The organism is Paenibacillus sp. VTT E-133280, assembly GCF_002264385.1.
In the GTDB taxonomy this organism is placed as follows: Bacteria; Bacillota; Bacilli; order Paenibacillales; family Paenibacillaceae; genus Paenibacillus_AQ; species Paenibacillus_AQ nitricinens.
On sequence record NZ_NFUX01000009.1, the window covers coordinates 77,211 to 102,414 of the forward strand.

The 25,204-nt window shown below is 36.3% G+C and carries 25 protein-coding genes; 10 read left to right on the forward strand and 15 right to left on the reverse strand.

Features of this window, described 5'->3' with window-relative positions; all coding sequences use genetic code 11:
- Positions 1-2: 2 nt before the first annotated feature.
- On the reverse strand, positions 3-1,853 hold the full coding sequence (locus CA600_RS06285; RefSeq protein ID WP_094869406.1) for a TniQ family protein: 1,851 nt from the start codon (positions 1,851-1,853) through the stop codon (positions 3-5).
- A 540-nt stretch (positions 1,854-2,393) separates the two neighbouring features.
- Between CA600_RS06285 and CA600_RS06290 the strand changes: the two genes are divergently transcribed.
- Positions 2,394-3,251 (forward strand): GIY-YIG nuclease family protein, encoded by an 858-nt coding sequence (locus CA600_RS06290; protein ID WP_094869407.1) that lies wholly within the window; start codon positions 2,394-2,396, stop codon positions 3,249-3,251.
- 86 nt (positions 3,252-3,337) lie between these two features.
- Here CA600_RS06290 and CA600_RS06295 read toward each other — a convergent pair whose 3' ends face one another.
- From CA600_RS06295 to CA600_RS06335, 8 genes are all read right to left on the reverse strand, one after another.
- Positions 3,338-4,018, reverse strand: a complete 681-nt coding sequence (locus tag CA600_RS06295) for a hypothetical protein (RefSeq protein ID WP_094869408.1) — start codon at positions 4,016-4,018, stop codon at positions 3,338-3,340.
- Between the two features lie 220 nt (positions 4,019-4,238).
- On the reverse strand, positions 4,239-4,433 hold the full coding sequence (locus CA600_RS06305) for a hypothetical protein (RefSeq protein ID WP_094869410.1): 195 nt from the start codon (positions 4,431-4,433) through the stop codon (positions 4,239-4,241).
- A 24-nt stretch (positions 4,434-4,457) separates the two neighbouring features.
- The gene (locus CA600_RS06310; RefSeq protein WP_218832764.1) at positions 4,458-5,090 is read right to left on the reverse strand and encodes a hypothetical protein; all 633 of its coding nucleotides are present in this window, start codon (positions 5,088-5,090) and stop codon (positions 4,458-4,460) included.
- Between the two features lie 122 nt (positions 5,091-5,212).
- The gene (locus tag CA600_RS06315) at positions 5,213-5,656 is read right to left on the reverse strand and encodes a hypothetical protein (RefSeq protein ID WP_094869412.1); all 444 of its coding nucleotides are present in this window, start codon (positions 5,654-5,656) and stop codon (positions 5,213-5,215) included.
- Positions 5,625-6,590: a hypothetical protein gene (locus tag CA600_RS06320; RefSeq protein ID WP_094869413.1), complete on the reverse strand. Its 966-nt coding sequence runs from the start codon at positions 6,588-6,590 to the stop codon at positions 5,625-5,627. The genes CA600_RS06315 and CA600_RS06320 overlap by 32 nt, the downstream gene beginning before the upstream one ends.
- Positions 6,591-6,657: 67 nt before the next feature.
- A complete protein-coding gene (locus CA600_RS06325; protein WP_094869414.1) occupies positions 6,658-8,316 on the reverse strand; it encodes a DUF262 domain-containing protein in 1,659 nt (552 codons plus the stop codon).
- Positions 8,317-8,491: 175 nt separating this feature from the next.
- Complete coding sequence (locus CA600_RS06330) at positions 8,492-8,704, reverse strand: hypothetical protein (protein WP_094869415.1); 213 nt, start codon at positions 8,702-8,704, stop codon at positions 8,492-8,494.
- On the reverse strand, positions 8,674-8,970 hold the full coding sequence (locus CA600_RS06335; RefSeq protein WP_094869416.1) for a hypothetical protein: 297 nt from the start codon (positions 8,968-8,970) through the stop codon (positions 8,674-8,676). The genes CA600_RS06330 and CA600_RS06335 overlap by 31 nt, the downstream gene beginning before the upstream one ends.
- A gap of 578 nt (positions 8,971-9,548) precedes the next feature.
- On the opposite strand from CA600_RS06335, the gene CA600_RS30880 reads away from it, so the two are divergent.
- The 9 genes from CA600_RS30880 to CA600_RS06370 all read left to right on the forward strand — a co-directional run bounded on the left by CA600_RS30880 (position 9,549) and on the right by CA600_RS06370 (position 15,554).
- Positions 9,549-9,926, forward strand: coding sequence for a hypothetical protein (locus CA600_RS30880; protein ID WP_179281554.1), 378 nt, complete (start codon positions 9,549-9,551; stop codon positions 9,924-9,926).
- A 74-nt stretch (positions 9,927-10,000) separates the two neighbouring features.
- Complete coding sequence (locus CA600_RS06345; protein WP_094869418.1) at positions 10,001-10,651, forward strand: DUF4304 domain-containing protein; 651 nt, start codon at positions 10,001-10,003, stop codon at positions 10,649-10,651.
- A gap of 203 nt (positions 10,652-10,854) precedes the next feature.
- Entirely contained in the window at positions 10,855-11,943 is a 1,089-nt protein-coding gene (locus tag CA600_RS06350) for a hypothetical protein (RefSeq protein WP_094869419.1), read from the forward strand.
- A gap of 30 nt (positions 11,944-11,973) precedes the next feature.
- Positions 11,974-12,201, forward strand: coding sequence for a hypothetical protein (locus CA600_RS06355; RefSeq protein ID WP_094869420.1), 228 nt, complete (start codon positions 11,974-11,976; stop codon positions 12,199-12,201).
- 598 nt (positions 12,202-12,799) lie between these two features.
- Positions 12,800-12,931, forward strand: a complete 132-nt coding sequence (locus tag CA600_RS31745; RefSeq protein WP_256989763.1) for a hypothetical protein — start codon at positions 12,800-12,802, stop codon at positions 12,929-12,931.
- A gap of 28 nt (positions 12,932-12,959) precedes the next feature.
- Complete coding sequence (locus tag CA600_RS31750) at positions 12,960-13,082, forward strand: hypothetical protein (protein WP_256989764.1); 123 nt, start codon at positions 12,960-12,962, stop codon at positions 13,080-13,082.
- A gap of 236 nt (positions 13,083-13,318) precedes the next feature.
- Positions 13,319-13,633, forward strand: coding sequence for a hypothetical protein (locus tag CA600_RS06360; protein WP_094869421.1), 315 nt, complete (start codon positions 13,319-13,321; stop codon positions 13,631-13,633).
- Between the two features lie 238 nt (positions 13,634-13,871).
- Positions 13,872-14,870, forward strand: coding sequence for a hypothetical protein (locus CA600_RS06365; RefSeq protein WP_256989765.1), 999 nt, complete (start codon positions 13,872-13,874; stop codon positions 14,868-14,870).
- Positions 14,871-15,227: 357 nt separating this feature from the next.
- Positions 15,228-15,554: a hypothetical protein gene (locus CA600_RS06370; protein WP_094869422.1), complete on the forward strand. Its 327-nt coding sequence runs from the start codon at positions 15,228-15,230 to the stop codon at positions 15,552-15,554.
- A gap of 369 nt (positions 15,555-15,923) precedes the next feature.
- Here CA600_RS06370 and CA600_RS06375 read toward each other — a convergent pair whose 3' ends face one another.
- The 6 genes from CA600_RS06375 to CA600_RS06400 all read right to left on the reverse strand — a co-directional run bounded on the left by CA600_RS06375 (position 15,924) and on the right by CA600_RS06400 (position 25,046).
- Positions 15,924-16,436 carry a zinc metallopeptidase gene (locus CA600_RS06375; protein WP_094869423.1) on the reverse strand — a complete coding sequence of 171 codons (513 nt, stop codon included), beginning with the start codon at positions 16,434-16,436 and terminating at the stop codon, positions 15,924-15,926.
- Between the two features lie 405 nt (positions 16,437-16,841).
- Positions 16,842-19,298: a P-loop NTPase fold protein gene (locus tag CA600_RS06380; RefSeq protein ID WP_094869424.1), complete on the reverse strand. Its 2,457-nt coding sequence runs from the start codon at positions 19,296-19,298 to the stop codon at positions 16,842-16,844.
- 78 nt (positions 19,299-19,376) lie between these two features.
- Positions 19,377-19,643, reverse strand: coding sequence for a hypothetical protein (locus CA600_RS06385; protein ID WP_094869425.1), 267 nt, complete (start codon positions 19,641-19,643; stop codon positions 19,377-19,379).
- A gap of 37 nt (positions 19,644-19,680) precedes the next feature.
- Positions 19,681-21,861, reverse strand: coding sequence for a hypothetical protein (locus CA600_RS06390; RefSeq protein ID WP_094869426.1), 2,181 nt, complete (start codon positions 21,859-21,861; stop codon positions 19,681-19,683).
- Between the two features lie 102 nt (positions 21,862-21,963).
- Positions 21,964-22,143, reverse strand: a complete 180-nt coding sequence (locus CA600_RS06395) for a hypothetical protein (RefSeq protein WP_094869427.1) — start codon at positions 22,141-22,143, stop codon at positions 21,964-21,966.
- A 266-nt stretch (positions 22,144-22,409) separates the two neighbouring features.
- A complete protein-coding gene (locus CA600_RS06400; protein WP_094869428.1) occupies positions 22,410-25,046 on the reverse strand; it encodes an adenosylcobalamin-dependent ribonucleoside-diphosphate reductase in 2,637 nt (878 codons plus the stop codon).
- Positions 25,047-25,204: the final 158 nt, after the last annotated feature.

Sequence of the window (25,204 nt, forward strand, 5' to 3'; positions counted from 1 at the left end):
GATTACTTATTTTCTTTCATATACGCACGCATCTTCTTAATTTGGTGAACATCTAAGAGACATGTTCGTGAGAGATCTTTGGCTACATCGTTCAATGTCCCCTCACTGACCCACTTGCGAAGTTTATATGTCGATATTTGAAATTGTTGAGCAGCTTGTTCGATGGGAATGAACCTTCTTTTAAATTCATCGACCATTTTCTTCTCAAACAAATACTGTTTTCTTCCATTCTTAAGTACCAATACCTTCGAAGGTTCGAGTACCCGTGCCTTCATAAATAAATGCATTGTTTTTTCACCTACCCCCAAGATCTCTATTACGTCTGATAAATAGTAACCACGGGTCTGACGACTTTCATTCTTGATGATCTCTACACATGCTTGAATATCTTGGACATCGAAATGAAGATTACTCAGGTTTGGATTTTTAACTTTAGTATAAGGAATTAATTCCCCTTCCTTTATAAAGCGAATAATATATTTTATTGAAAATCCAGTCACTGAATACTTAGTTATGGCAGCATGTAGCGAAAGTTTTCCTTCTGTGTTTTTTATCCAAGCCTTTTGGCATAAGCCAATAATTTCTTCAATCTGCTTCCTTTTAATCAGGCCACTTTTGTCGAAAGAAAAGTCTGCGTGCAAAACACCTTCCCTGACTAATTTGGATACGGTATCACGCTGTAAGCCTAACTGTTTGGCTGCCTCATCTCTGCTGACTTGCTGGGCTTTTTCCTTTACTTTTTTTCGGAAATCATTTACATTAATTCTTTTCCGAGTGATTCTGCCTTTTTCAATTGTTTTATAATCAACCATTTGCAATATTCTTTCGACTGCTTGATATGTTAAACTTGTACTTTTTTTCACTTCTTCTTTTGAAGCATAACCTCGTTTTTTTAGAAGGGCCTTTTCTTGCTTAAATACGGAGAAGTCACGTCTGATGTTGCCAGCATCTGCTTCTTGAATCCAAAAATCGGTATATGCACTTTGAATCTTTGAACGATCTTTCTGCACAAACAATTTTTCAAACATTTTCTTTTGCTCATACATAGTGGCTGATGGTTTTTCTTTGAAACGTGATAATACGCGGTGAAAATTTGCTGGGAAGTTTTGATACATCCAGTACACATTGGTATAAACCAGACTGTTTACTTTATTCTGAAATGATGTTCCTATTTTATTCGTAAAAATATGAATCAACGAATCTTCATGAACAAAACTTTTGAGACCTTCTAACAAGTAAAAACTGTACGAAGCAATTTGCATTGCATCAGTAAAGGGTACTCCTGAAGCTGGTCCATCCTTACTTTGTTCAGAAACTAACAATTGTTGAATGTATACTTGTGATTGAAAAAGGATTTGATTTTCGGTAACCTCCTCTGATTTCACTTTCAAAAACGATTGATTACAATTAGGGCATGAATGGGTTTCCATAAACGATCTCATGCTTATTTTTCGTTTACAACTTGGGCATTCATCAAGTAAATAGCAGTGATGTTTTAGGCAAACGGTAACTGGATGAAAACACCAGTGATATCTGTGGTACTTCCCCTCTTTTAAGCAGTCAGGGCAGTATTTAATGCCATTCTTAAGCAGCAGACCCTTTTCCATATTTCTTGTTTGGTATAAATACAGCGACATATTTTCGATGAGTTGATGCGGTTGATCTGACGAAGCAACAATGGCTTGGATGGATTTTAAAGAGAAGATATTGTTATCACAGTTCCTCATATTACTTGAAAAGAGACTTAAGAAATCTTGAGTTACTGAACAACCATTAGAGGCAGCAATTCGGTAGACATAGCTGGACAAACTTTCTTCCATGTGGATAAGAGGTTTAAACAACAATTTAAACATAACGATCACCTCATTATCATTATGGTCAATTATCCCAATTTCATACTTATTAAATTTGAATTATTCGATATATGCGTTCATAATCGTACATACTTAACTCCGTTGGGCATATAATTGAAATACGCCGCATTGATTCATGGCCTCTTTTATAAGGAGAGGATATACATGATTATTATAGGAAGTAAAGTTCTGTTGATCATTACGATCATCGTTATGCTTTTCAATAAAAACCTGAGTTTTTTGTTTCGAATAAAGTTCAATTTTGAATTTGATAATCATTCTAGAAGTAAAGATTAATACCGCCTTAAATTCAGGCATAATCTTGAGTCCATAATCAATCGGCGCATTTGTCCTTTTAGGACAAATGCGCCATAAAAATAAATATATACAGATAAAGCGGACATTCACCTATGAATGATCCGCTTTGTGCTATGCTCATTACATTGTTAATATCTCATGTCAATGCTTGTATATTACTGTTAAAATGATTAGGTAAATTGCTATTAATACAATTCACATTCTGAATTAAGGGGGACGAAGATGAATCTTAATGAATTGATTAAAATGCGCGGATTCGATATATCCAACAAGAAAATAAAATTAGTACGCCATCAAGACTCAAATTATGATACTAAACTTCTATATAAAATTGGAATGCTTGATTTTTATCAAAGTGTTCAAAGTAATGATATTTTTCGAGACTGCAATTATATCTTCTCCTTTTTGGGCGATGAAAGAGGTAAAGCAATCTTTATCGGCGCTTACGAAAAATTGAGTAATTCAATCTTTGATTTAGCTATCACAAAAGTCCCCTCTGGATATCCGTATATGGATATTTTAAGCCAGCCCCTCTTTCATTATGAGTTCAAAACACTTGATTTGCTAAACGATTTAATTGAACGCTTGGTAATAGACTGGGGACCGTCAAACCGAAGCTGGCACCAATGGTTAGTTAAAGATCGCCCAAAGCCTGTCGTAGAAATTTTACCCACTGGTTATACAAAAGAATTTCCAGGTTTTGTAGAGATTTATTTATCATTTGATGAATTAAGTAAAATCATCCTCTACCCCGATCCACATCGGATATGGCACACTATGCTCTCCTCTGTTGCGGGAGTATATCTTATTTTAGATTCAGAAACAGGAAATCAATATGTCGGGTCAGCTAGTGGACAATATGGTATCTTAGGAAGATGGAAAAGCTATGTAGAGACTTTACATGGAAACAATCTTCGCTTAATTCAGCTATTGAAAGATGACCCTGAACGATACAAATCTTTTAAATTTTCTATTTTACATACTTTACCGAGATCTATGACACCTGTACAAATATTTGCATTTGAAAATATTTATAAACAAAAATTAGGATCACGCGCATTCGGATTGAATGCCAATTAAGTTAGTATGAGTGTTATTTATTTAATTTCAATAAGAATTGTTAAAACGACCTTTGCTCAATGTACGAAGGTCGTTTTAAATCTCTACTATTTATCAGTATCCTCTATCTCGCTTATGTATGTTATTTTCATTATGTTCTTTCGATTGAGCAGAGACTCCCTCGTTTGATAATTTTTATTACTAATAGAATTAACAATATAATCTCCACGATGCGTAATATTTATTAATTTATATAATTGAGGTATTTCTCCCACCAACTGAATCTCTAAAACAACCTTCTTAAAGAATCTTGATTGTATTAAATCAACCGTAAATTGAACAATAATCCACAAAAGCACACATGAAATACCGCAAAAACCTATGAGCAAACATAAGAAACCAGGAAGTGATGGATCGACTGTTTTTATGTTAAAAGGAAATATTAAATTGAAAACCCTAATGGCATTCACTGCTGAGGTGAAAAAAAGCAACATAATAAAAATAGCGAGGCTAATCATTGTCAGCTTACGATTTTTTCTATATGAAAAGAAAATAAATAGTAATAATGGAATCAGCAAAATAATAAATAGCCAAGGAGTATACTGAACTCCTGATACATTGTAAGTATAATAAGCTCCTAGACTAAGTAGACCTATTATCAATGGAAGAATAGTTACAGAACTGATCATCCTTCCTATCTTTACATTTGACTCCATTTTCTCAATTTTGCTTAAATTCCGTTCTAAAATACGACTTACAGTTTCTATAGGAATATTAGGTATACTCAAATTTAATGCCTCCACCTTATTTGCTATAAATACATAAAATCATAATCAACTAAAGACCAGCTTTCAGAATAATCACGAGGATGTCTAGGCTTTCTTTTCCTATCGTCCTGAAAACATTTCAACTTATCTGCGTATGGATATAACATTCTTTCATCATCTTTTTTCAGTAAGCGTCCTATCGAACGATCGATTTGCTTGTTATGATCATCATAAATTTGCACTAACCACTCTTGAACAGACGCTCATCATTTAATACGGTTTGTTCGTCCATTTTCGTGATGTCGAGGTACTGATTAGAATACTCAAATACATAATCGACACATATTTTCATGTTAGCGGTTCGATCTTTTAAACTGAATTCATTTATCTGATCTTCTTTCTTCCTACGAGCCATATTCTCTTCAATCGTAAGCACGCTTCACCCTCCAATTTATCCTAGCTATTCATCCTCCATAGCGACTAACCCATCCACATAGTCCGTCATCTCTTGAAGCAAGCCCTTCGCTTTATCATCATACACACTAGCTGATTTCTTTTTAGCCAGCAAAGTGGATTCTACCTCAGTCAGTTCTTGTTCTACATCCTCTAGATACCCTTTCACCTCAACCTCTGTGTATTTAGGTAGCGGAGTCCCTAAGCTATTTTGGGCTGCTGCTGTTTGAAGCTGCTCCCAACCCACCCTAATTCCCTCTTCTTGGCTCTTCAAAGCATCCAAATAATTATTAAAGTCATATTCCACATTTCCAATTTGATAAGCATCATTCTGAATTTGATATTCATCATTTCCAAGGATGTAGATCTTGTCCTGAACAATATAAAGCTGATCAAAATTGAGCGGCGTAACTTTAGCTGCGTTGAGGAGATCCTGCTTATGCTTTTTCATTTCTCCCCAGTGCTGTTCATAACTCTGAAATACGGCCTCAAATTCCTTGGCAATATTCTTATTGGATTCCATATTTTTTATTAATAGTTGAATAGCTTCGGATAAGCGTTGATTCGCATGTTCCACAGCAATTTGTTGTTTTTTATTAGCAAGTTCGTGCTCTTCAGCTTCCTTCTGTTTTGCCGCCAAGGCTTTGCTCTGCTTTATTTCGTTTCGTATGATACTCACAGCCTGGTTATAATCATCAACTGTTGCAGAAGTGAACGAAGCAGGCAACAAACTCCCGTCTTTTTGACTTGGAAAGTACAGAGTTAACGAACCCTTATCAAAGTGCCAGATATCGTTGTCCCGTTTAGACTGTTGAAAATCCCCCCTTGAAAATTCAGACTGATGTTTTTGTCACTAACCACCCCTGTAAAGGGATACGATTCCGTTTCGATTTTCTCTTTACTTTTTGATGTCCGCTGCATCGTACCGTTTAACTCTTGATCCTGTTCGGTCCAGCTAATAAAAAGCAAGCCTGTCTCTTCTGTAAATAAATAACCCTTTAGAGCATTTTCTTGTGGTATAGGCGTAGGTTCAGGTGTTACTATGGCGATTACTCCAGAGGGGACTGTCGGTGCTGTTGAGTCAGAAATCTCTTCAGGTTCGTTAGACTGACAACCAGCCAGTGTAATAGCAAGGACAACAATCAATAACATTTTTTTAACATCATGGCCACTCCTAATCATTTCGTTCACTACTTGGAATATCATCTCTGACTCCAAAGAACTCATCAAAATTCAAAGAACTAACAGTCCTTTTATCAATAAAATCGAATACATCAAATACACCATCATGAGGAATAGCTACATATCTAAATGTTGGAATAAATAAACTGACTATTGAATCATCGAAGATTAAATCAGCAAACTGAGGATTTACTATAAGTTTCATTTCACTTATTACATCAATCCCTGCATCATTAGGACTATCAATTATATTCATAAATGAAACGCCTAAAAAGTGTATGTAATTGCATTGTCTTAATCGAGAGATTACTTCTGCCATTTTATTTCTTATCTCATCAGCCGACTCAATATTAATTTTCTCAGGCAAATCAATAAATGCTGCGCCAATAGCTTGATCGGGAGTAGGTATTTGCTCAATTGAACTCCTGATTTGAGCGTTTGCCTTTCTTATATTATTTTCAACGGCCGTCCTAGTTGTACCAAAAAGATTTTTGCATTCTATAAATAACCGAGGCTCGACAAAATATTCGCACAAGCTTTCTTGTGTGACTCCTTTTGCATCCATATTACAAAAATATATTGTTTTATTTTGAGAAAGACTAGAGCCAATATAAAACTCATAACATAAACTGTCGTATTCTTCTTCATTTTTAGCTGAAATTAAGTTTTGAACTTTCTCATCCCATGCCTTAGAATTATTTTGATCAAAATATGCCTTTATACCTCTTAAATTTTGTATTGATTCAAGAGGAATAAGAATTTTTGCTAATCCTTTTACTAATTCTTCTGTTGCTTGTCCATCTGCCTGAAGAACTTCCATCGTCTCATACCATGTCTTTCCGAAATAAGTTCCCCTATTAAAGCGATAATTGGGTCTATTAAAAATCCCCTTTGCAAGTACAAGCATTGAGTTCAATTGATCAATTAATTCTAAACGCCATCTTTCTCTATCATCCATGGAAACACCTCTTCTCGACAAATTGAGAAGCCAAACATCAGTTTGGCTTCTTAGGATTCATACCAAGTTATTCAATATCTTCTACTTGTTCATCTGGTAAAATAGCAAAATTGTTGTTATCAATTTCCTGATGAATTATACGCTTCTTCAACATCTTACTAACGAGCTTTGCTCGCTCCTCAAAAAACTTATCGTAATTATTATCCCATACTCCAAATTCGTCTAGATCCCCAATTAAATGAGTCTGCATTGTCTCTTGAAGTTCAGGGTTGGTCTTTTTAAATTTGGTCATATAACGTGAAGGCGCCAATGCGCCAATTTCCCTCTTATTTAAATAGTCATCAACAATTGTTATGTTAAGAATGTGGTTGATGTAGAATTCATCCTCACTCTTCTTTTTCAAATATGCCCTTGGGAAGAAATGATGATAATTCTTACTGTTGGCTTGCTTAAGCCAATAATTACTGATGTTTACCATCGAACGATCCACGAAAGACTCTGGATTGTAATACGCATACAAGCAAAGAATCGCTTTAATAAAACTACGTCCAGCACTAAATGATCCATTATCGATAAGAAACTTTTCAGATGTATTGATAGGCCAATCATATTTTGGTAATTCGCCGCTAATAATTTGGTCTATTTTTTTTATGTCCTGCGCGAGTTTGCTTTCCACCCCTGACGAATATCTCCCTGAAAGGGACACCCGCCAGAAGAAATCTTGAAGCTGCTTTTGAGTATCACCCGTTGGTTTATCAGGATGAATATAAAAAAAGTAAGCAAAAGGAACAATCAACGCATTATAGGGCAAAAGCTGAGAAACAGGTATGCGATAGAATGATCTAAAATATTCAACGGCTCTATGAATAGCATCTATAGCTTTATCCCAAACTGAAATAAATTGATCTTTATTGAGTTTTAGTATAACCTTTTTTTGGCATTCCTTCTCAAGAATCACTGAAACCGTCTGAAGGACGATGGCATCTGAGATTGTTTCATAATCAAGTGGGCGTAGTTCTTCAATAAGCTCTTTGAATTTTTCAGATAAATCAAAGTTTTTTTCTACATCAAAAGTTTTTGCAATCATAATTTCAAATACAGACAAGGGCTTGCCACCAACATTAATTCTAGTGAAGATCTCTGTTGCAACATCTATAGGTGCATCTTTGATCAGAACAATGGAATAACTATATGCTTCAATCCGTCTTTTATATTCTTCAAGAAGACGTAAATATTGAGAAGGATACTCAGCTAATAAGGTCAAGCCGCCATAAAGCAAATCAGCTAACTTTATGTATGAGCCAGATTCCTTATCTGTAACATCTAAGGTCACAATCTGGTCATCCTTGGACGCTGTCAAGTCTAAGTATATCGCCGAATAATCATCAACTTTGTTAGCATCACGTTGAATCTTCGCCCCCTTTAAGCTTGCAAAGAGACTTGTCATTCGTTGTTGTCCATCTAATACAAAATTAACGTATTCTCCTTCGACTGGTTCTGGAAGAATAATGTTCCCCAAATTCCGAACAGATCTAAGTCTCTCTTTAGTTCTCCAAAAAATGAATGTTCCAATAGGATAACCTTTAACAATACTGTCCATTAATTGTGCTGATTTTTGAATATCCCAAACAAAATCACGTTGAAATTGTGGGATTTTTATTTGCCCGCTCTCAATCTCTGCAATGATCGAAGAGAATGCCTTCGATTGTGGTTCTGGAAGCATCATTAGAATACACCCTCTGCCAAGTTTTTGTATGAATTTATTATAAAAACAAGGATTTATTGAAATTAATGAAAAAGCCAACCGAAACATCAAGCTATACATCTTGATGTCGTTTGGCAGATGTTTATATTTCAATTAAAGATATATATTAAACCGACTTCTCGTTTGGTCTCAATATTCACCCTGTCTTTGTCTTTTTTTTCTCAATCTTCGGGTTCTCATTCATTATGACGGGAATACCAAGTGGATCAGCTACTAACATTAAATTATTTATTGTTCTATTAATTGTATCCAGTATGTATTTCATATTCTCTTCTTTGTACTTCTCTTCATGATGAGTAACTCTTTTCATTGGATCACCTAGCGGAAGGCCATTATAGAACATTTGCATGATATAGCCTGCTTCTGCTGTTTTTTTAGTAGAGAATCAGATATATCCACAAATGGCTCATAAATGAGTGTAAACTTAGCAAAAGCCTTCTTCTCTCCTTCTTCCACTCCTTTTCGATATTCAATTTCCATAAGTGCTTTGATCTCTTCAGGTCCCTTATTTTTAAGTGGATTCCTTTTCATTGCAAACGCTTTAATATAAGTAGAACTAATTAAACCGATTATAAAGCTAATTATTATACTTAGGATTGCCACGGTTAACGACATTTTTTTACTCCTTTACATTATCAAAAAATAGCAAATCGCTTAGTACTATTTTACTACGCAAAATCATATTCTTCCACATAATTCCTTCATTTACATAGAAAAAAGACATTTTCTCGCTATTTATTCAAAACTTGCAATAAAGCTTATTTAGCATGATAAACTAGCCTGTATAAAGAAGATTATAGAAGTCTTATCAACTATATATTGAGACAAAACTTATTCCAACCAACGTATTCATTAGAAAATTTCTGTATTCACTTTTTCTCTATGATCTTTGTTTTTTATTTGGATAAATCTTATAGAAAGAAGGTTCACTTATGTCTCACCATTCGTTATCCTTTTGCCGTAATTGTTCAATGGAGCTCACAACAAAAAACAAAGGATCTGACTTATATTGCAGCGCGTGTATATCGGTTTGTGATAAGTCATTTCAATCATTCAGATCTCAGTTAGATTCAAACATACGACTTCGCTTAGACAGTGTATCTAGTCGCGATTTAACAAATACCGAAGGAATATTCTTACATGGATCAAATATAGAACTCGCCAATTTGTATCGGGATTACATCTTCCCCTTTGTGACTTACCATCAATATCAACTGAAATATATACATTCATCAAGACTTTTTCTGGAGCTTGCAATACATGGTGACGCGTATTCAGACCTCTCAAGTATGGATATCTACCTCTATAAATGTGAACGGGACAATGTAAAGCCAGACAAGGAAATTCCCTATTGGAACTGGATAAATGAAATAACCATTCTTATTAACTGTGAAGTCAATGAAGCAGTTGCCGCTGTTACAGAATTATTAGAACACGGCCTATTAGAACTAACCATCAGGAAGGGATTTACTTATTTCATGATGGTACCTCAAACATTAAAAAGAGGACCTAACTACTCCCCTGATCGTGTGAGAGAAAATGCAAATTCTGATGGGATGTGGAGAGAATAGTTTTTAAATCCTTTGACTTATATAGTTGAAAGTCTCCCCTATGTGGGGAATTATTACTAAGAGGGTAATCACAAATGAAAACAAGTGAATTTAGAAAGTTAATCAAGAAATATCTAGCGCCTGTATTACATGAACTTGGTTTTTCAGGAACAGATCATCATTTTTTTAAAGTTGATATGAACCATGTAATACACGCTATTGTTATCCAGGCTGATAAATATGGTGGCTCTTGCGTTGCTGAACTAGGGGTTCATTTTGATTTCCTCCCAAACCCTTTGGGGGACTTTGTTCCTGCCAACAAACTAACCGTCTATGACTGTGAATTTAGAACCCGCATAGTTCATGAGTTAACCTGGTTTCAGTCAAATATTCTTCGCAAAATGAAAAGTGAAGCTTGGTTTCGATATGGCGATACAGAAGATGAGTCAATCGCTGTAGTACATAAAATGAAAGAAATGATTGTTCGTCAAGGGACAATGTACTTCGCTCAATTCAATGATTTCCCTCATGTAATAACCTCAATAACAACGAACGAGTTATCTCAACGTACGAAGATACTAGATAGCTATGGAGCACCTTTCGATTTAAGATTAGCCTTGTTAATCGCACGTACACATGCTTTTCTCAGAAATGCTGTAGAAGCTGCCAATTTCGCCCGTTGGGGACTCGAAAACATCGGTAACGCAACAGGGTTAATTCAGGATTTCACAGAAATAGTTGATTAGACTAAGGGGTAGTTTAACATTGCCACAAGGAGGATGGATGTGTTTTCATTAAGTGAAGACTACCAATATCATAAAAGTTACTTTATTGCTGGGAACCCTTGGTTACCAATAATTATTATTGGTATTTTAATTATTTCCATTGTGTTTATCTATAAGTTATTAAAAAAGAAGCGTTGATTAGCTTCAGATGATGTTGAACTCCCATGAATATCAAATCTAACGGACAGGATTGGTTGTACGTGAACTCCATTCATTATGAAATCGTAAAGAAAAGTCTTGCAATATCTTACAGTGACAATGTGTTCGAGCGGATATTAGAATATGAAATTCAGCATCAAGTGGAGCATTTAGATGTCGTAGAAGAGCAAATCAACAGTTTCATTTATAAACAATATGGGAAGTCTTATGCTTCCTTTTTTTCAGATCAAAGCACAGAACAGCATGAAATATTAAACAATGTACTCTTTCATACTTACAACTTTCATAAACATCATAAAAAACATTTCCGTTTTGAAGAAAATCTGACGGCTATGCTGCTTAAGACCGATTTACAAAATGTCGATTCTTCTTTCATCCGTTTGCCGTTTCAAAGCATCTATATTTCCGTACCTACAAACAGCTTTAAATTAACCGCTGAACAGGAGCAATACTATGTAGAAGGATTCTATATTCACGAAGTAAACCTGGCTACTTTTGAAAGGGATCAAGTAATTAAAGAACTTGGTAAAGGGATTACTAAATTTATACGAATCTTGACTATACTCACCCCTGTAGATTGTGAAGAGCAACCTTCAATTGAGGACTACAACTACATCACTCTCAATTTACGATTTAAGCGTGGCAACGTATTTGAACAGTTGGAGGAGAACTTTAAGCGAGCAGGACTGACGGATTTTGCAGATCAAGCAACTGAAATCTTTTCATTTGTCATAAACGCTATTTTTTATTTGAATTCGTCATCACAAGAGGTCGATTACATCGAACTGAAGCATGAAGTGGAGCAAGGGAAAACAGACGAGAATCGTTCAACTAGAGTTTCCAAGATTCCCTATTATGCCGTTGGGAAAACCATTGTGATTTCAAAACAAGGCGGAAAGCCTACTTCTGAAAACAACATGATTCAGAAAGAAACAGATAAAATTCTTGATAAGCAATGGCTCGTTCGAGGTCACTGGCGTAACCAAGCGCACGGCGAAAAGCTCTTGCTTCGCAAGCTCATTTGGATTCAGCCTTATTTAAAGGGGAATCTTCAACAGCCCTTACTTCATACTGATTATTGGGCAAAGCCATAAAACTAAGAGAACTTGAGGAGGCTATTTTCAATGCATGAATTTGAAGAAGAAGACGAATTTCATGAAGGTGATTACGGAAAAAGAATATGTGATTTTTGTGGTAAAGAGGTAGATTGGACCGAACCCGTTACCGATATTGATGAAAATAGAAAAGAATTTGAGCTGCGTTCATGCTTGATGTGTTCTTTTGACGGAACAGGTATTGCTAGTAGAGAAGAAATTCAAGCAATGATGGATCAAATGAAGAAGAACACCTGAATTAGATTATCGAGAAGTTCGGTTGTTAATCTAACGACAAAAATTAATTCAATGGCAACAGCGGGGACCAAGGCTTGGGTAATAAAGCCTTGATCCCCGCTTCTTCTTTTCTTAATAAATATCCTTCCGAACATTCTGTAACTTCAAACGCAAATAAGAACTACTATTACTTTGAATCGCTGATAAGCTGAAACTGCTATCATTCGATTTTTTGATCTCCTATCCATATGTCTATAGCGATACCAATTCGCCTCTGTTGCGAAGATTCCTTTAGTCTTACAGTTCCCCCTATTCTAAGCCCGTGTATAAGCCCCTCTACTTCACCCTTAACATAACAAAACATCTTTGTCTCCCCTACTTCATAGAGAGAGTTAAAAATATCTATCTTCATCTCCCCAAATCAAATCATACGTTCGTTTACTTCTTGTTATTTCCACATTGAATTTTGTTCCTTTTTGTGGATAAATACATGAGAACATGTGTACTTTCCGTTAATATCCTGTGGACAAACTGTTAATAGAAAAATATGTTTACAAACACAATATATTGGGGTACTTTATATATGTAATCACAATATACAGAAAAGGAGGTCTGCATTATGGCTAAACCTAGTTATCAAAAAACTTCTAGTCCCAAGATGTCTACTGTTGCTTCGAAAGCTCTGCAAAGCAAACAAACAAGCAAACTAACCAAGTCTTTAGCTGCCAGGGTACTCTCTCAATCCAAATAATGTTAAATACCAAATCAAGGAGGAATCTATGAGTAAAACATTAGTCGGCGGATCGAAGTCACAAACCAAAAATGATCTAAAAAAGTTTGAACGAGAAGTCTCGCGTGAAATGAACAAGCAAGTTGATAAATTAATAAAAAAAATTAAGTAAGCGTCATGACCTTAATTTCTCCTCCTTCAGATGCGGGTACATCTGAAGGAGAACTCTTAACTCCCAGGTAATAAATTCTCGATCATTTCTGTCGAGTTAATCCTCTCCCGAATCACATATCCCCCATCTCCAAGAGTGGTTCTTAATCATATATTCATACTCTTCTTTTCGAAAATAACCATAGCTTCTACACATAAGGTTTATCATACAAAAATACTTGTAAAGGTGTGATCCAGATGGTAAAAGTAACTGGATTAAAAGAATTAAACAACAGGTTGAATCAAATAAGTAAAGGTGCCAAGGAACTTGGTGATCAAAAACAAATGTCCTTTGATGAGCTCTTCCCAGATTCCTTTATTCAGAAACACACCCAGTCTGAAAATATCTCTGATTTTCTAGAAGGCGTTGGCGTTAAATCAAAAGAAGACTTTGCGGCCCTTCCCCAGGAGGACTTAGAGAGTTATGTTCGTTCTACGACGAAATTTTCAACGTTTCATGAAATGTCCCAGGCTGCCCTTGCCGAAGTGGTTTACAAAAAATTAGGATTTTAGTTTGACAGTAGACAAGCCCCTGCATATCAGCAGGGGCTTGTCGCTAAGGATCGACCTCTAACTTTAAATAGTGCATCATAACACGTTCTGCCCTCTATATAATGAAAAACACTGCACTTGGTTTACACTATAGAAATGATGAACCAGAATTGAGTTAACGGACTGACACTTACAATATGTGTTAATGTTAACTTACAATAATAAGGGGTAGCGGAAAATGTACTAAGGAGTGTGTCTCATGGCATCCGTCACACAAAGAGTAGAGAAATTCAAGCAGCCTTATGGAGGCTTTTTAAGACCAAACGATTTTACTAAAACAGTTTTCGATGACGGGATCGAGTTGTACTCAGAGGAGAATATATATGCTGGTTTAGTCGGGATAGCGGTAGATTATCTGATTCGCTTCATGACTGGAACCTCTGCGGAAGAGGCATTTAAGATTTCGCTGATTGGTTCTCAATACATGGAACAAGAAAATAAAGCAAAAGAATTCATAAAGCACATAAAGGGCTTGGATGATCAATCCATAATTTATACCTGTAAACTCGTAGGTTATGACGTGTGCGCTAGAGTGGGCACATTCAGGTATAAGCCAGTAGAAGACATTAATCCAGATGAAAATACTGTGTCTAACATTCGTACAATGGTGAATAGGAGCCTTTCTTTCTGGGAACATTCAGGACCAATTATTAAGGAAGGTTTCACTTTTGAATTAGCTTATACACCGACGATTACGTGCGGCGACGGGGATTATCTGACAGAAGATACTTTGTGGGATTTAAAGGTGTCTAAGAATTCTCCAACAAGTACGCATACTTTGCAATTGTTAGTCTACTATATTTTGGGTCTTTGCTCAATTCATTTGGAGTTCCAAAATATAAAAAAATTAGGCATCTACAATCCAAGGCTTAACATAGCCTATTTGTTAGAAAATTCAAAGATTGATTCTTCCTTGATAAAAGAGGTAGCTACTTATGTTGTAGGTGTTCATTCGCCCCTCGAAAGGGTTGAGACCCACATGCATGCCAAGGAGTGGGTTATCGTGTCTCCAGACGGCAAGACCTATCGTTGCAGCAATCTTAAGCACTGGCTGCGTGAGCACGAACATTTGCTTGATGGTACAGTCACTCAAGCCTCGGACGGTATAAGAAAGATCAAATACTCCTTGCAGGGCAAACGGAAGAATAAGTCGTACCATTGGAAAGGGTGGCAACTCTTAGAGTGGGGCGACAATTAAAGTGACGATTCTCCATGCGTAAATCCGCGTTTTGGCCCTGTACCAGCGTAACTGACACTAGGTACAACGTTTGTAAATAAATGTTAGTATTTGGACTTGGGAAGTTCCTTTTTTGATGGGAGTCGGAACAATCCTGTCCAATTTACCCATCCCAACTGACCTCGATGAGAGAGTCTGTTTTTTCAATACATAAGATAAGTTATGTACGGCTGCGATCATTAAGCCTAACGGTCAGTTAAATGCAACAAACTCATTAGTATTTACGTTTTAAGGTTATGTGGTAAAATGTGGTGAATTTTGAGTGAGAAGCTTTTAGGGAGTGAACAAAGAAAATGAGCTACTCTAGAGGCTTGAAATTTGATTGGTGCTGTGGTTTTCGTTTATGTCGGAGTGAGTGGTGCAGTAGCATACCAGAATGTATATGCAAAAAGTGCAACTACTCAAAGTAGCGTTAGTCCGAAAACCTATTCTCTAAATGAAAATGGACAGACATACGGTTCTGACGCATATGCTACCTCCCCAGAAACGGGACCTGAATTAATCAGTGCTACATGTAAGGATGGCATTGAGGGATATGTGATAAAAAATACTTGGACGGTGAACAACCCAAAACGCCCGAAGAAGCCAATGCGATACAGAACAGTAGATCACCAAGTGGTCGCGATATTCCGCTTTATGACGTAGATGGTGAAACTATAATTGGTGTGTTTCATGTTGGAGGAAAATAACAAAGTATGTTCAAGGTTGCGCTAACGAGAAACATTAGTTTAATGGAAATAGGCGCCCAAGACTTAGGCAGTAAAGTCTTAAACGCCGTTTCTTCTTTTGATGAATCAGCCCCAGCTTAACTTATTGAAGAACATCCTTACGGACAATCTGTACGTTACTCTTCTTTAACATTAGATATCAGTTCTTTTAGTGAATCTTTCTTGTTTTCAGGGATATAAATTGTTTTCATTCTTTCAAATGCATCCCATAGTTTATCTAATGCTAACTTCCTTTCCTCTTCTTTGGGTTTGCGAATAAGTTCTATAGAGGTTTGTAGAAGTTTCTTTAATACTCCATCATCAATACCAATATTAGATTTGCTTCTCTTTCTTTCATTAACGTGGCTAGATCATTTTTATGATTACTATATTTTTGTATATAATTAATTGCCCTTTTATCAGCATCCCTTTCATCTTTTTTATACAACCCTACCATTATTGGTGTAATTAATATGAGAAGTATATTCAAAAAGATCGTTAAGCTCAATGAAAACAAACCAAAAAAATACAGAACTATATTTAGCCCTACGAAAACTAAAGCGGTTCCATACATATATTTGATAATCTTAAAAAAATGATACGTTTTAAAGTTTGTTTCATTATTTAATAAATGACTCACTTCATGAGCCGAAATAAGCAAATGTTCCAATCCAGTTCCTTCTAAGACCTCAGTTTTTAAATGTATTTGAGAATTTATTTTATTATAAACAACCCTACTTCGTCCTACTTTTATTTCATAATGATTCTCTCCGATCCCTTCTTCTTTAAGAATTATTTGCGCCAGTTCTGCACCATTCATTTTGTTCACTCACTCCTAAGAAATATCTCTGAAATTATCATTGCAAAACAAAAGCCACTTTAATCTCTAAAAAACATTTTCATTTATTTCTTGTTAGACAATTGCTTCTTGAAAATCATCTAATATTCGAACGTAAGTATCGATCATGAAGTAATTTAATAGATATGGAACTAAATTCCACAAGCTTCTCATTAACAATTTGTTTTTTATCCACCCATCTCCACTTCTACTGAAATGTCTATACAATATTGCAATTGAATATGAGTTTTCAATTCTATTATTTTTGTTTTTTCATGATCACACTCCTATAAAACAAGCTATTGATAATTATGTTTCTAAGGTTAAAGTAACCCTTAAAAAAACACCGTTTAAATGCAGACTGCAAATAAACGGTGTATCTAAACACTATAAATCCTTAATAGAGAGCTCGGTAAGCATCTTTTTAAAATTATTAAGCAAGTATATACTCAACGTCGTTTCTTTATCAAAAGTGTATCGAGTAATTAGGTCATTTAAGTATTTAAGTGGTTCTCTCTCCACCTCAAGTAACTTTTCATTCTCCTGATAACGAATACGTAGTGCAGAGATTAATTCATTAATTCTTATATTTTTTAAATTAATTATATAATTAAAAAAAACCTTAATGTCATCATTTTCCAGGAAAGGTACATTTCCATATTCATTGTAAAATATATCAAATGAAATATCGCTTACATTAAATAACTTTTCAAAAAACTTTATACTTTTTTTACGTGCCCGTTTGTGAAATTGGACTTCCGATATTCTAATTATTTCCAATTTTATTTTTTTATAATGGTCACTATTACAATGAGAGGACTCAGAATCGAACTTATTTAACCGAGCTTTTAACTCATTACTCATCATAATATTAATATCAGAAGGTATATCTGATGATTCTATACCTTTTAATCCCAACATAAATCCATCATAAATTTCATTTTCGCTCATGCTAATCAGATTCAAAGTTCTAAAATCATTATACATTAAAAAAGCGTGAAGATATCTGTATAATGGAAGTCTTCCTGATTTAACAATTGTAAAAGTTGCATTTACCATACTCGAAAATTCTTCATCTTGTAAGTTAATAAATGTATCACTTAAAATTTTTTCATAAGCATTAATTTCTTTGCTTTTAATCCTCTCAATATATTTATCCATTTCTACGGAATACTTCACTTCATCCAAGATTCCTTCACGTACATACTTTTCAATAAATTTAAAGAAAATATTATTATAACCATAATTAAAGTTCTTAAAATACTTATTTCTAAATTGGCAACATTGTTGATCATTCTGCAAGAGTAAAGATTCAAACTCTTTATCGTCTTCTATCTCTTTAAAAGTAGTATATTTTTTAGGATATAATTTGTATTCAATAGAGTATGCAAAACAAAAAATTAACATAGGTTCAAAAGAAAGATCTATATATTTATTCTTTATCTTTATGTATAAGTTCTCGACATCAATTAAAGCTTGTTTGAAGATTCGAATATTAGTTAATTTCGAAATTTCTACTATTTTAAATATAAAAGAGTCTTTGTTTGCAAGAATCTTTTTAAACTCGTCATCTTTTATGTTGTTTGCTATTTTTTCAAAAATAATTTGCAAGCTAGATTCAAATTTCAATGTTTTACCAACTAATTTTTCTTTGATAACGCCATAATTTACGTCATCAAAATTTTGTATATAATTTTCAACTTCTTCGTAATACTTTTCTTTTGTTTGGTCGCCATGTTTATCTATCAAATTTGTTGCAGCTAATACCTTTAATTCTTTATTGTGTGTTGTAGATCTTTTTGTAATTTCTTCTTCATTACAAAGTATAATTATTTTAGCATTATCATGTTCAACAAAATTATTTAAATATCCCATTATTTCGTTAAAAGGAATATTTGATCTTTCCATATCATCAAAACAATATACATAGCCTCCTCTAACTGAATCAAAATTTGATATAGCTTCTTGGGCACCGCTTTTCAAATTTTCTATTTCAAGTCCAAAGATTGATAACCCCTTTGTAACTTCTAAGCCAGTGCTAAAAATTGTTTTAATTATCTCAGTATATTTGTTCCCATTTGATTCATTCTCATTTGATTTATTAAGATTATTTCTTTTCGGTAACATTGAAGCAAAAATTTCATATGAAAGCTTTTTATTAAGCTCTTCTATGCTGTTTATACCATATAAAGATATGTAAATAGTCTTATATTTTTTATCCTTAGACTCATCTATCCACAACTTTTCTATTTCTGGAACTATTACATTATTCCAAAAAAATGTTTTTCCGCTCCCCCATGCGCCATTGATTAATACAGCATAATCGCTTTTTTTCCAATTGATATATTCTTTAATACTGTTAATAATATATGTTTCTTGAATTGAGTTCATAACTACCTCCATTTTGGGCCTACTATAATACCCCTCTATTTTCCAGCCTGAAATCTGATTAAGGAAACTTAATTTATTTACAATTACATCAATATATCTTTCTATCTCACTTCCACTTATGAAAACACCTGTATTGGCAAGATTTCTTGAGCCACCCACATTGTCAGTAAGTTCAATGTATGGTAGGTTAAGATCTTCAATAATTTTATTTCTTCTTTCAAGTTTCCCATGCGTTTGTCCATACCAAAGCAGGAATGGAATATTTCTAGCAATTAATTGATTACAAAATGAAACTATATCTGAATGATCGATTCCTTCTTTATTAAATGGATCAATGAGTACTAAATCAGGATAATTTATCCTCTCATCCTTTATACTTAACCACCCACTATCATTATTTAATTTTATATTAGTGTTATTTGACGGCAATTGAGCTTTAGCTTCATTGTACACATTTTCATTTTTCTCATAAACTTCTACATAGCAATTTAATTTTTTACTTTCTAAGTATTGTGAGACTATTGCCCAAGACTAGTAATAGTTGTTGCTTCCATTTTCACTTTGAAAGTCAAAATAAATATGTGATTTATCGATAATATTATTTTTCCAAAGCTTACCAACCCCAGTTCTATATTTATAAAAAGGTTTCAATTTGTGAATATAAGTAGAACCATGAGTCTCCAAATAAAAGAAATTGTTTTTGTCTTTTGTTAAAATTTCAAGTATGTCAAGTAAGACTGTATGCTTAATAACATCCCCAATATTACCAGCTTGAAAAGAGTAATTTTCCGAAGGCATTTAATATTCATCCTTTATGATTTTTAATTTATTTATATCAACTTGCGCTTTTATCGGGCCTGCGCCTGCCCCTTTTAGGAACATCAGCTTTTAAGTCACGTATAACATCTGGAATGCCCAGGCCATATTTATGAATTGAATAATCAACTGCCATTAACAGTTCATTATAAGTCCACATAACAACTTTTTTATTATACCTTCTAGCTAAATCCTGTAGTTTAGCGGTAAAGCCTTGCTCAAGTTCACCCGCAACCACAATACCAATAACATGTGTCATCGTATCTGTACACTTGCCATGGAATTGCTCAAGCATCTCCCGCCCCTTATCACTTGCGCTTGTAATTTCTTTCTTCTCATAGCTCTTCGCAATGCCTACAAAAACAGCATCATCCATATTTAACATCTTCATCTTGAAGCTAATATCACCATATTCTTGACCATGATGGGGATGTAGCTGATGATTTGTAAAGGTAACAAACGGTTTCATTACACAGCGAACGCTATGTTCTTTTTGACAAGCCTTACAACCATCTGAGCTTTGCTTTGAACACTTTTCCTTTAGGAGCTCCATAACTTCTTGTAACTCTTCTCTCCGCTGTTTTGAAATTCTACGCCCCCATACTTTTTCAAATTCAGGGATATCCTCCACGCGGTACATGACTCTGGAGGCTTTATTAGCAGAATAGTGTACAACGTTATTAGAGAGATGGAATTGCTCCTCCTCAGCCATAAAATCAACCTCAGGGAAGTATTTCTTAATCATACGCTGCATCAAAGATGTCAGAGCTGTATTAGGATACATCAACACACCGTCATACCAAGAGTTAACCCTTACTTTATGGCTCATCAGACATGTTAGTTGATCCAGTTCTAAGTTTTCCAAGCAGAATCCATACTTTACGGTTGTGACTTGTCCCTTTCTGCTCAATACCATAATCTCAAATTTACCGCAGGATGGGCATACCAGATCCGCATGTTCCTGGCAGCCCTCACAATAAGGTCTAAACCGTAAGTTCATATGTTTCTTTAGTGCTGCTACTAGTTTTCCTGGCTTTTCGCTCAGTAACTTATAGCTTTCGATACCCTTCTTTTTGCAGATAACTATAGCTTTCATCAGTTCTACAATGGCTTTCTTTTCGTCTTGGCCATATGCGAATGTTTTAACTTCACTGTCATCGGCAATACCAAATGAATTGAATTTTTCTTCAATGTCACCATTAGCATGGATGGTATTCATGTGGTTCATGATCTGGCCAATTCGCCACAGTCCCCATCGTCTCATATCCGTCGCCTTCAATTGTCGTGTCAAATAAATTTTGCCCTTTTCACAGTTTACTCCCAAGGTAGAAAACAACTCTCCATCCTCATCAATGGCCTCTTGGTAAACAGAACTTGGCGAGTCATATCCCTCATACTCAGGATTTTGACTAATTTTATTCCCTAATTCCTTATCTGCTAACGTAATTTTTTCAATTTTTCCCGAAGCATCAGAGGAATTAGTACTGAAAGTCGTTCTTTTCATGGAGTCTTTAGGAAACACACGTTCAACAACAGACTTTGTAATATTCACGGGAATTAATAAGCAGGCAAAAGCTTCTTCAGCCACACTAGAAAGGGTCCCAACTAACAGATCACTGGGAAGATTAATATTTACATACCGTTGGTCAAAATTGATCCACATAAATCCGTACTTTAACTCATAAATAAATTCATTCTGTTCAGTCTCAGGATCAATGAAATTATATTTTTCGTTATATTTGAACGCTATCTCCAAAGTTTGAGGATCAATAAGTGTCTGATCAACAGCAAATAATGAAGTTACATTGTCGTTCGAATAGGGGACATCTCTAAGGCGTTGGTTTAATTTCTTGATGGCTTTATCTTCTCTGTGGGCTTGTAAAAATGATGCGGAAGTGGTTTGCGGGTCTAAGGACTGGAGATGAAAAAGACGAAAGTTAGGGCGATTACTATAGCGATTTTCTTCAAAGCATAATTCAATGTGTTCTTCAGTGATTTCAGGACTCTTATTAATAAATTCAATCAATTTAGCTTTTTCAACACGTTGGAGCGCTTCTTTAATACTCTTCTTTGCTTCTCTTCCGATCACTGCGCGGTATCGATTTTTTAAGTCTTCTTCTCTTACATGGGTATACAGCAATTTACGAATTGCTCCATTTTGAACGTGGAGCAGTTTACTTGATTTATTATCTGACGGCATACATTATGACCTCCCCTTGTTGGTTGTTACGGGAAACCTTATGCGTTTCTTGCTGCCTTTATATAAGTATAGGGGGAGCCAAGCGATGCTCCCCCTAATCGGTTACTTGTTTTGATCTTTAAGAATTTGAGTTAGAGATTTGTCGCCAAGACGTTTTCTTAAGGTCCCAAGCTCCATATCACTTCGAACCCCAAAATCAACCCCATACTTAGCTTCGATATTCCCAACCTTTGTGTCTGCACGCTTCTGACGATATTGCCCATCCTTGTTACGATCACGCATTGAAATTCCTCCTCACAATGTTTATTATTGCATAAGGAAAATACGGATTTTTTAAGAATAGAGTTACATCTGTAAAATCTGTGCAAGAATGATGTTTTACTTAAGATTGGTCTGAAATAGCCGATTTTAGGCTAAAATAGGGCTGTATTTTAACATTTGTTTACAGATCCAAGGTTTTTGCCTGTGGATATCCCGTTTTTTATGGCGATATCCCGTTTTTGGTGGCACATCACATTTTCCCATAAAACATTTATTGGCTCTACCGTTTACCCGCAGCGACTATACCCGCAATTGCCACAAGTCTTACAACCCTCAATATTAATCAGCGAAGCGCCGCCGCAAGATGGGCAAAGATCACGTGAAGCGCTAGTGTGGTTATGCGCGCCATGTCCGCCATGACCATCATCGGTAGATGTTGCCGCAGGAACACTCGCTTTCAACTCCGCATTTAAAGCTTCATTGAAATCCTCCAGCTCCAAAGTTGCTGCAATTGGTGCAGGTAAATGATCATCATGAGCGTTATTCAGTACATGAGTCTCCAATGCCTTAGCTACTGCATCTGCAATGGATTCTACTCGGTTCGCACCGAAGCCAATAGCGCCAGATCCGCCGATGCCCTTCAGATGTTTGATCAACAGCTCTACCTTCTCACCATGATCTCCATAACGGAGGAACAAGGAGCAGACACGACCGAGTGCTTCTGCCATCGCAAAGACGTCAGAACCTGCTTTACCTACATTCAGGAAGATTTCTGCTGGTGTGCCATCTAGATCATTTATCGTAATATACGCCATACCAAAAGGTGTGTTGATTTTATAGGTCGCTCCGCGCAGAACCTGAGGACGTTTTTTGTATTGTTTATCCAGTTCTTTAGTAGGAGCTTGAAGTGCTGGGCTTGCCGTTACAACATTTGCTTCAGGTGCAGCTGCAACTTCAACAGCTGGAGCAACCTCTTCTGCTGCATCTTCCTTCTTCGAGGTTTGCAGAACTTGCACATCACGGCTACCATCACGGTAGATCGTAACCCCTTTACAGCCCAGATCGAAGGCCATTTCATATAGCTCAGCCGTCTCTTCTACTGTGAAGTCAGACGGGCAGTTGGCTGTCTTGGAAATCGAGCTATCTACCCAGCGTTGAATCGCTGCTTGGGCACGGATATGATCCTTAGCTGACAAATCCATCGAAGTCACGAAATAATCTGGCAGCTCTTCACCTGGATGAGCTTCAAGCCATTCTTGGGCGATTGGAACGAACTGTTCATCGTAGCCAAGGCGACTTTGACGGAAATATTTAAAGGCGAAATAAGGCTCAATACCTGTCGAGGTGCCTACCATCGTACCTGTGCTACCTGTAGGTGCTTGTGTTATCACTGTAACGTTACGCATGCCATGGTTACGAATCGCTTCACCAACCTCTGGATACGATTCGAGCATATTTTTCATAAATCCGCTCATCAAGTATTTCTCTGTGTCAAAAGCTAGAAAGGATCCCTTCTCACCAGCAATCTCTGCAGAAGCAAGGTACGCTTCACGAGCCATAAAGCCGTAAAGCTTGTCCAGAAACGCCAGAGATTCCGGGCTACCGTAACGGATGTTCAATTTGATCATCAGCTCAGCAAGACCCATCGTTCCGAGACCCACACGGCGTTCGTTTTTCTGATTCGCTTCATTTTCCGGGAAATGATAAGGCGTCTTATCAATGACATTGTCCAAGAAACGTACGGAATAACGCGTCGTAGTCGCGAGATCTTCCCAGTCTACATCATGATTCTTCTCATCGTAGAATTTGGACAGGTTCACAGCGGACAAATTGCAGACTCCCCAGCCTGGCAGTCCTTGCTCCCCACATGGGTTCGTACAAATGATCGGATTAAAATACCAGCTGTTGGACATCTGATTGTAGTATTCCATGAACACAACGCCTGGCTCAGCGGATTTCCAAGCGGATTCAATAATGGTGCGCCACACATCACGCGCTTTAACGGTGCGATAATGAATAACGTTTTTGCCCGCAGCCTTCCACTTGTCTAGATCGCCATCCCACACATCGTTGTACTCTGGATCTGTAGTATCCGGGAATACGAGATCCCAATCCAGATTTTCTTTTACAGCCTTCATAAAGCTATTGCTCACACATACCGAAAGGTTCGCATTCGTAACTTGACCCATCGTTTGCTTTACGGTAATGAAGTCCTCCACATCTGGATGCCAGTCATTAATCATGAGCATAAGTGCACCACGGCGGCTACCGCCTTGTTCAATTAGTCCAGTCGTATAGCTAAACAGACCGCCCCAAGATACAGAACCACTAGAAGAACCATTAACACCTCTCACAATTGCCCGGCGTGGACGTAGAGAGGATAGGTTAATCCCTACACCGCCGCCACGAGCCATAATTTCTGTCATTTCAGCCAACGTCTGCATAATGCCGCCACGGCTATCTTTTGGAGAAGGAATTACATAACAGTTGAACAATGTTAATTCTTCACTAGCGCCTGCACCAGCCGCAATCCGCCCACCCGGTACGAGCTTCCAATCATCCAGAATCGAACGGAATTTACCCGCCCATTCTTTTTGAAGCTCAGGCGTCTTCTCCACAGAAGCCATAGCTGTAGACAGACGATCCCACATTTCCTCTGGTGTTTTTTCTATATTAAGCGTCAGCTTTTCAACATCTGATTTCACAAGTTCGCCGCTGCGCGTCTTCACGGTTACGATTCTGCCGTTACGTTCTACGATCTCTCCGACTTCCTTCGTGGGAAACTTCGGATCATCTTTTGTTAGAACGAGTACAACATCGCCCACTTTAGCATTATTGCTGTCGGCATCCTTCCAAGCATAACGATCCAAAAATATTTTTTCACTTAGCCCTTCAAGGCGTTGCTTCCGTTCCACTTTACCCAATAGAAAAACCTCCCGCAATGTAGTAAATATTAGTTCCAGTTCAGGTGTGGGCGTACATTTTGTGACCCACAACAAAAACTTCCTTACACTTATCTTCCGTCTTACGGGTGTATGTAGGAAGTTCATCTTGTCAATAACAAATAGCAGCTACGCACTTT

Coding starts and splice junctions, on each gene's coding strand:
- CA600_RS06285 (WP_094869406.1), bottom strand. CDS start 1,853: ATGTTTAAATTGTTGTTTAAACCTCTTATCCACATGGAAGAAAGTTTG.
- CA600_RS06290 (WP_094869407.1), top strand. CDS start 2,394: ATGAATCTTAATGAATTGATTAAAATGCGCGGATTCGATATATCCAAC.
- CA600_RS06315 (WP_094869412.1), bottom strand. CDS start 5,656: ATGATATTCCAAGTAGTGAACGAAATGATTAGGAGTGGCCATGATGTT.
- CA600_RS06320 (WP_094869413.1), bottom strand. CDS start 6,590: ATGGATGATAGAGAAAGATGGCGTTTAGAATTAATTGATCAATTGAAC.
- CA600_RS06325 (WP_094869414.1), bottom strand. CDS start 8,316: ATGATGCTTCCAGAACCACAATCGAAGGCATTCTCTTCGATCATTGCA.
- CA600_RS06330 (WP_094869415.1), bottom strand. CDS start 8,704: ATGCAAATGTTCTATAATGGCCTTCCGCTAGGTGATCCAATGAAAAGA.
- CA600_RS06335 (WP_094869416.1), bottom strand. CDS start 8,970: ATGTCGTTAACCGTGGCAATCCTAAGTATAATAATTAGCTTTATAATC.
- CA600_RS06345 (WP_094869418.1), top strand. CDS start 10,001: ATGAAAACAAGTGAATTTAGAAAGTTAATCAAGAAATATCTAGCGCCT.
- CA600_RS06350 (WP_094869419.1), top strand. CDS start 10,855: ATGAATATCAAATCTAACGGACAGGATTGGTTGTACGTGAACTCCATT.
- CA600_RS06355 (WP_094869420.1), top strand. CDS start 11,974: ATGCATGAATTTGAAGAAGAAGACGAATTTCATGAAGGTGATTACGGA.
- CA600_RS31745 (WP_256989763.1), top strand. CDS start 12,800: ATGGCTAAACCTAGTTATCAAAAAACTTCTAGTCCCAAGATGTCTACT.
- CA600_RS31750 (WP_256989764.1), top strand. CDS start 12,960: ATGAGTAAAACATTAGTCGGCGGATCGAAGTCACAAACCAAAAATGAT.
- CA600_RS06360 (WP_094869421.1), top strand. CDS start 13,319: ATGGTAAAAGTAACTGGATTAAAAGAATTAAACAACAGGTTGAATCAA.
- CA600_RS06365 (WP_256989765.1), top strand. CDS start 13,872: ATGGCATCCGTCACACAAAGAGTAGAGAAATTCAAGCAGCCTTATGGA.
- CA600_RS06375 (WP_094869423.1), bottom strand. CDS start 16,436: ATGAATGGTGCAGAACTGGCGCAAATAATTCTTAAAGAAGAAGGGATC.
- CA600_RS06385 (WP_094869425.1), bottom strand. CDS start 19,643: ATGCCTTCGGAAAATTACTCTTTTCAAGCTGGTAATATTGGGGATGTT.
- CA600_RS06390 (WP_094869426.1), bottom strand. CDS start 21,861: ATGCCGTCAGATAATAAATCAAGTAAACTGCTCCACGTTCAAAATGGA.
- CA600_RS06395 (WP_094869427.1), bottom strand. CDS start 22,143: ATGCGTGATCGTAACAAGGATGGGCAATATCGTCAGAAGCGTGCAGAC.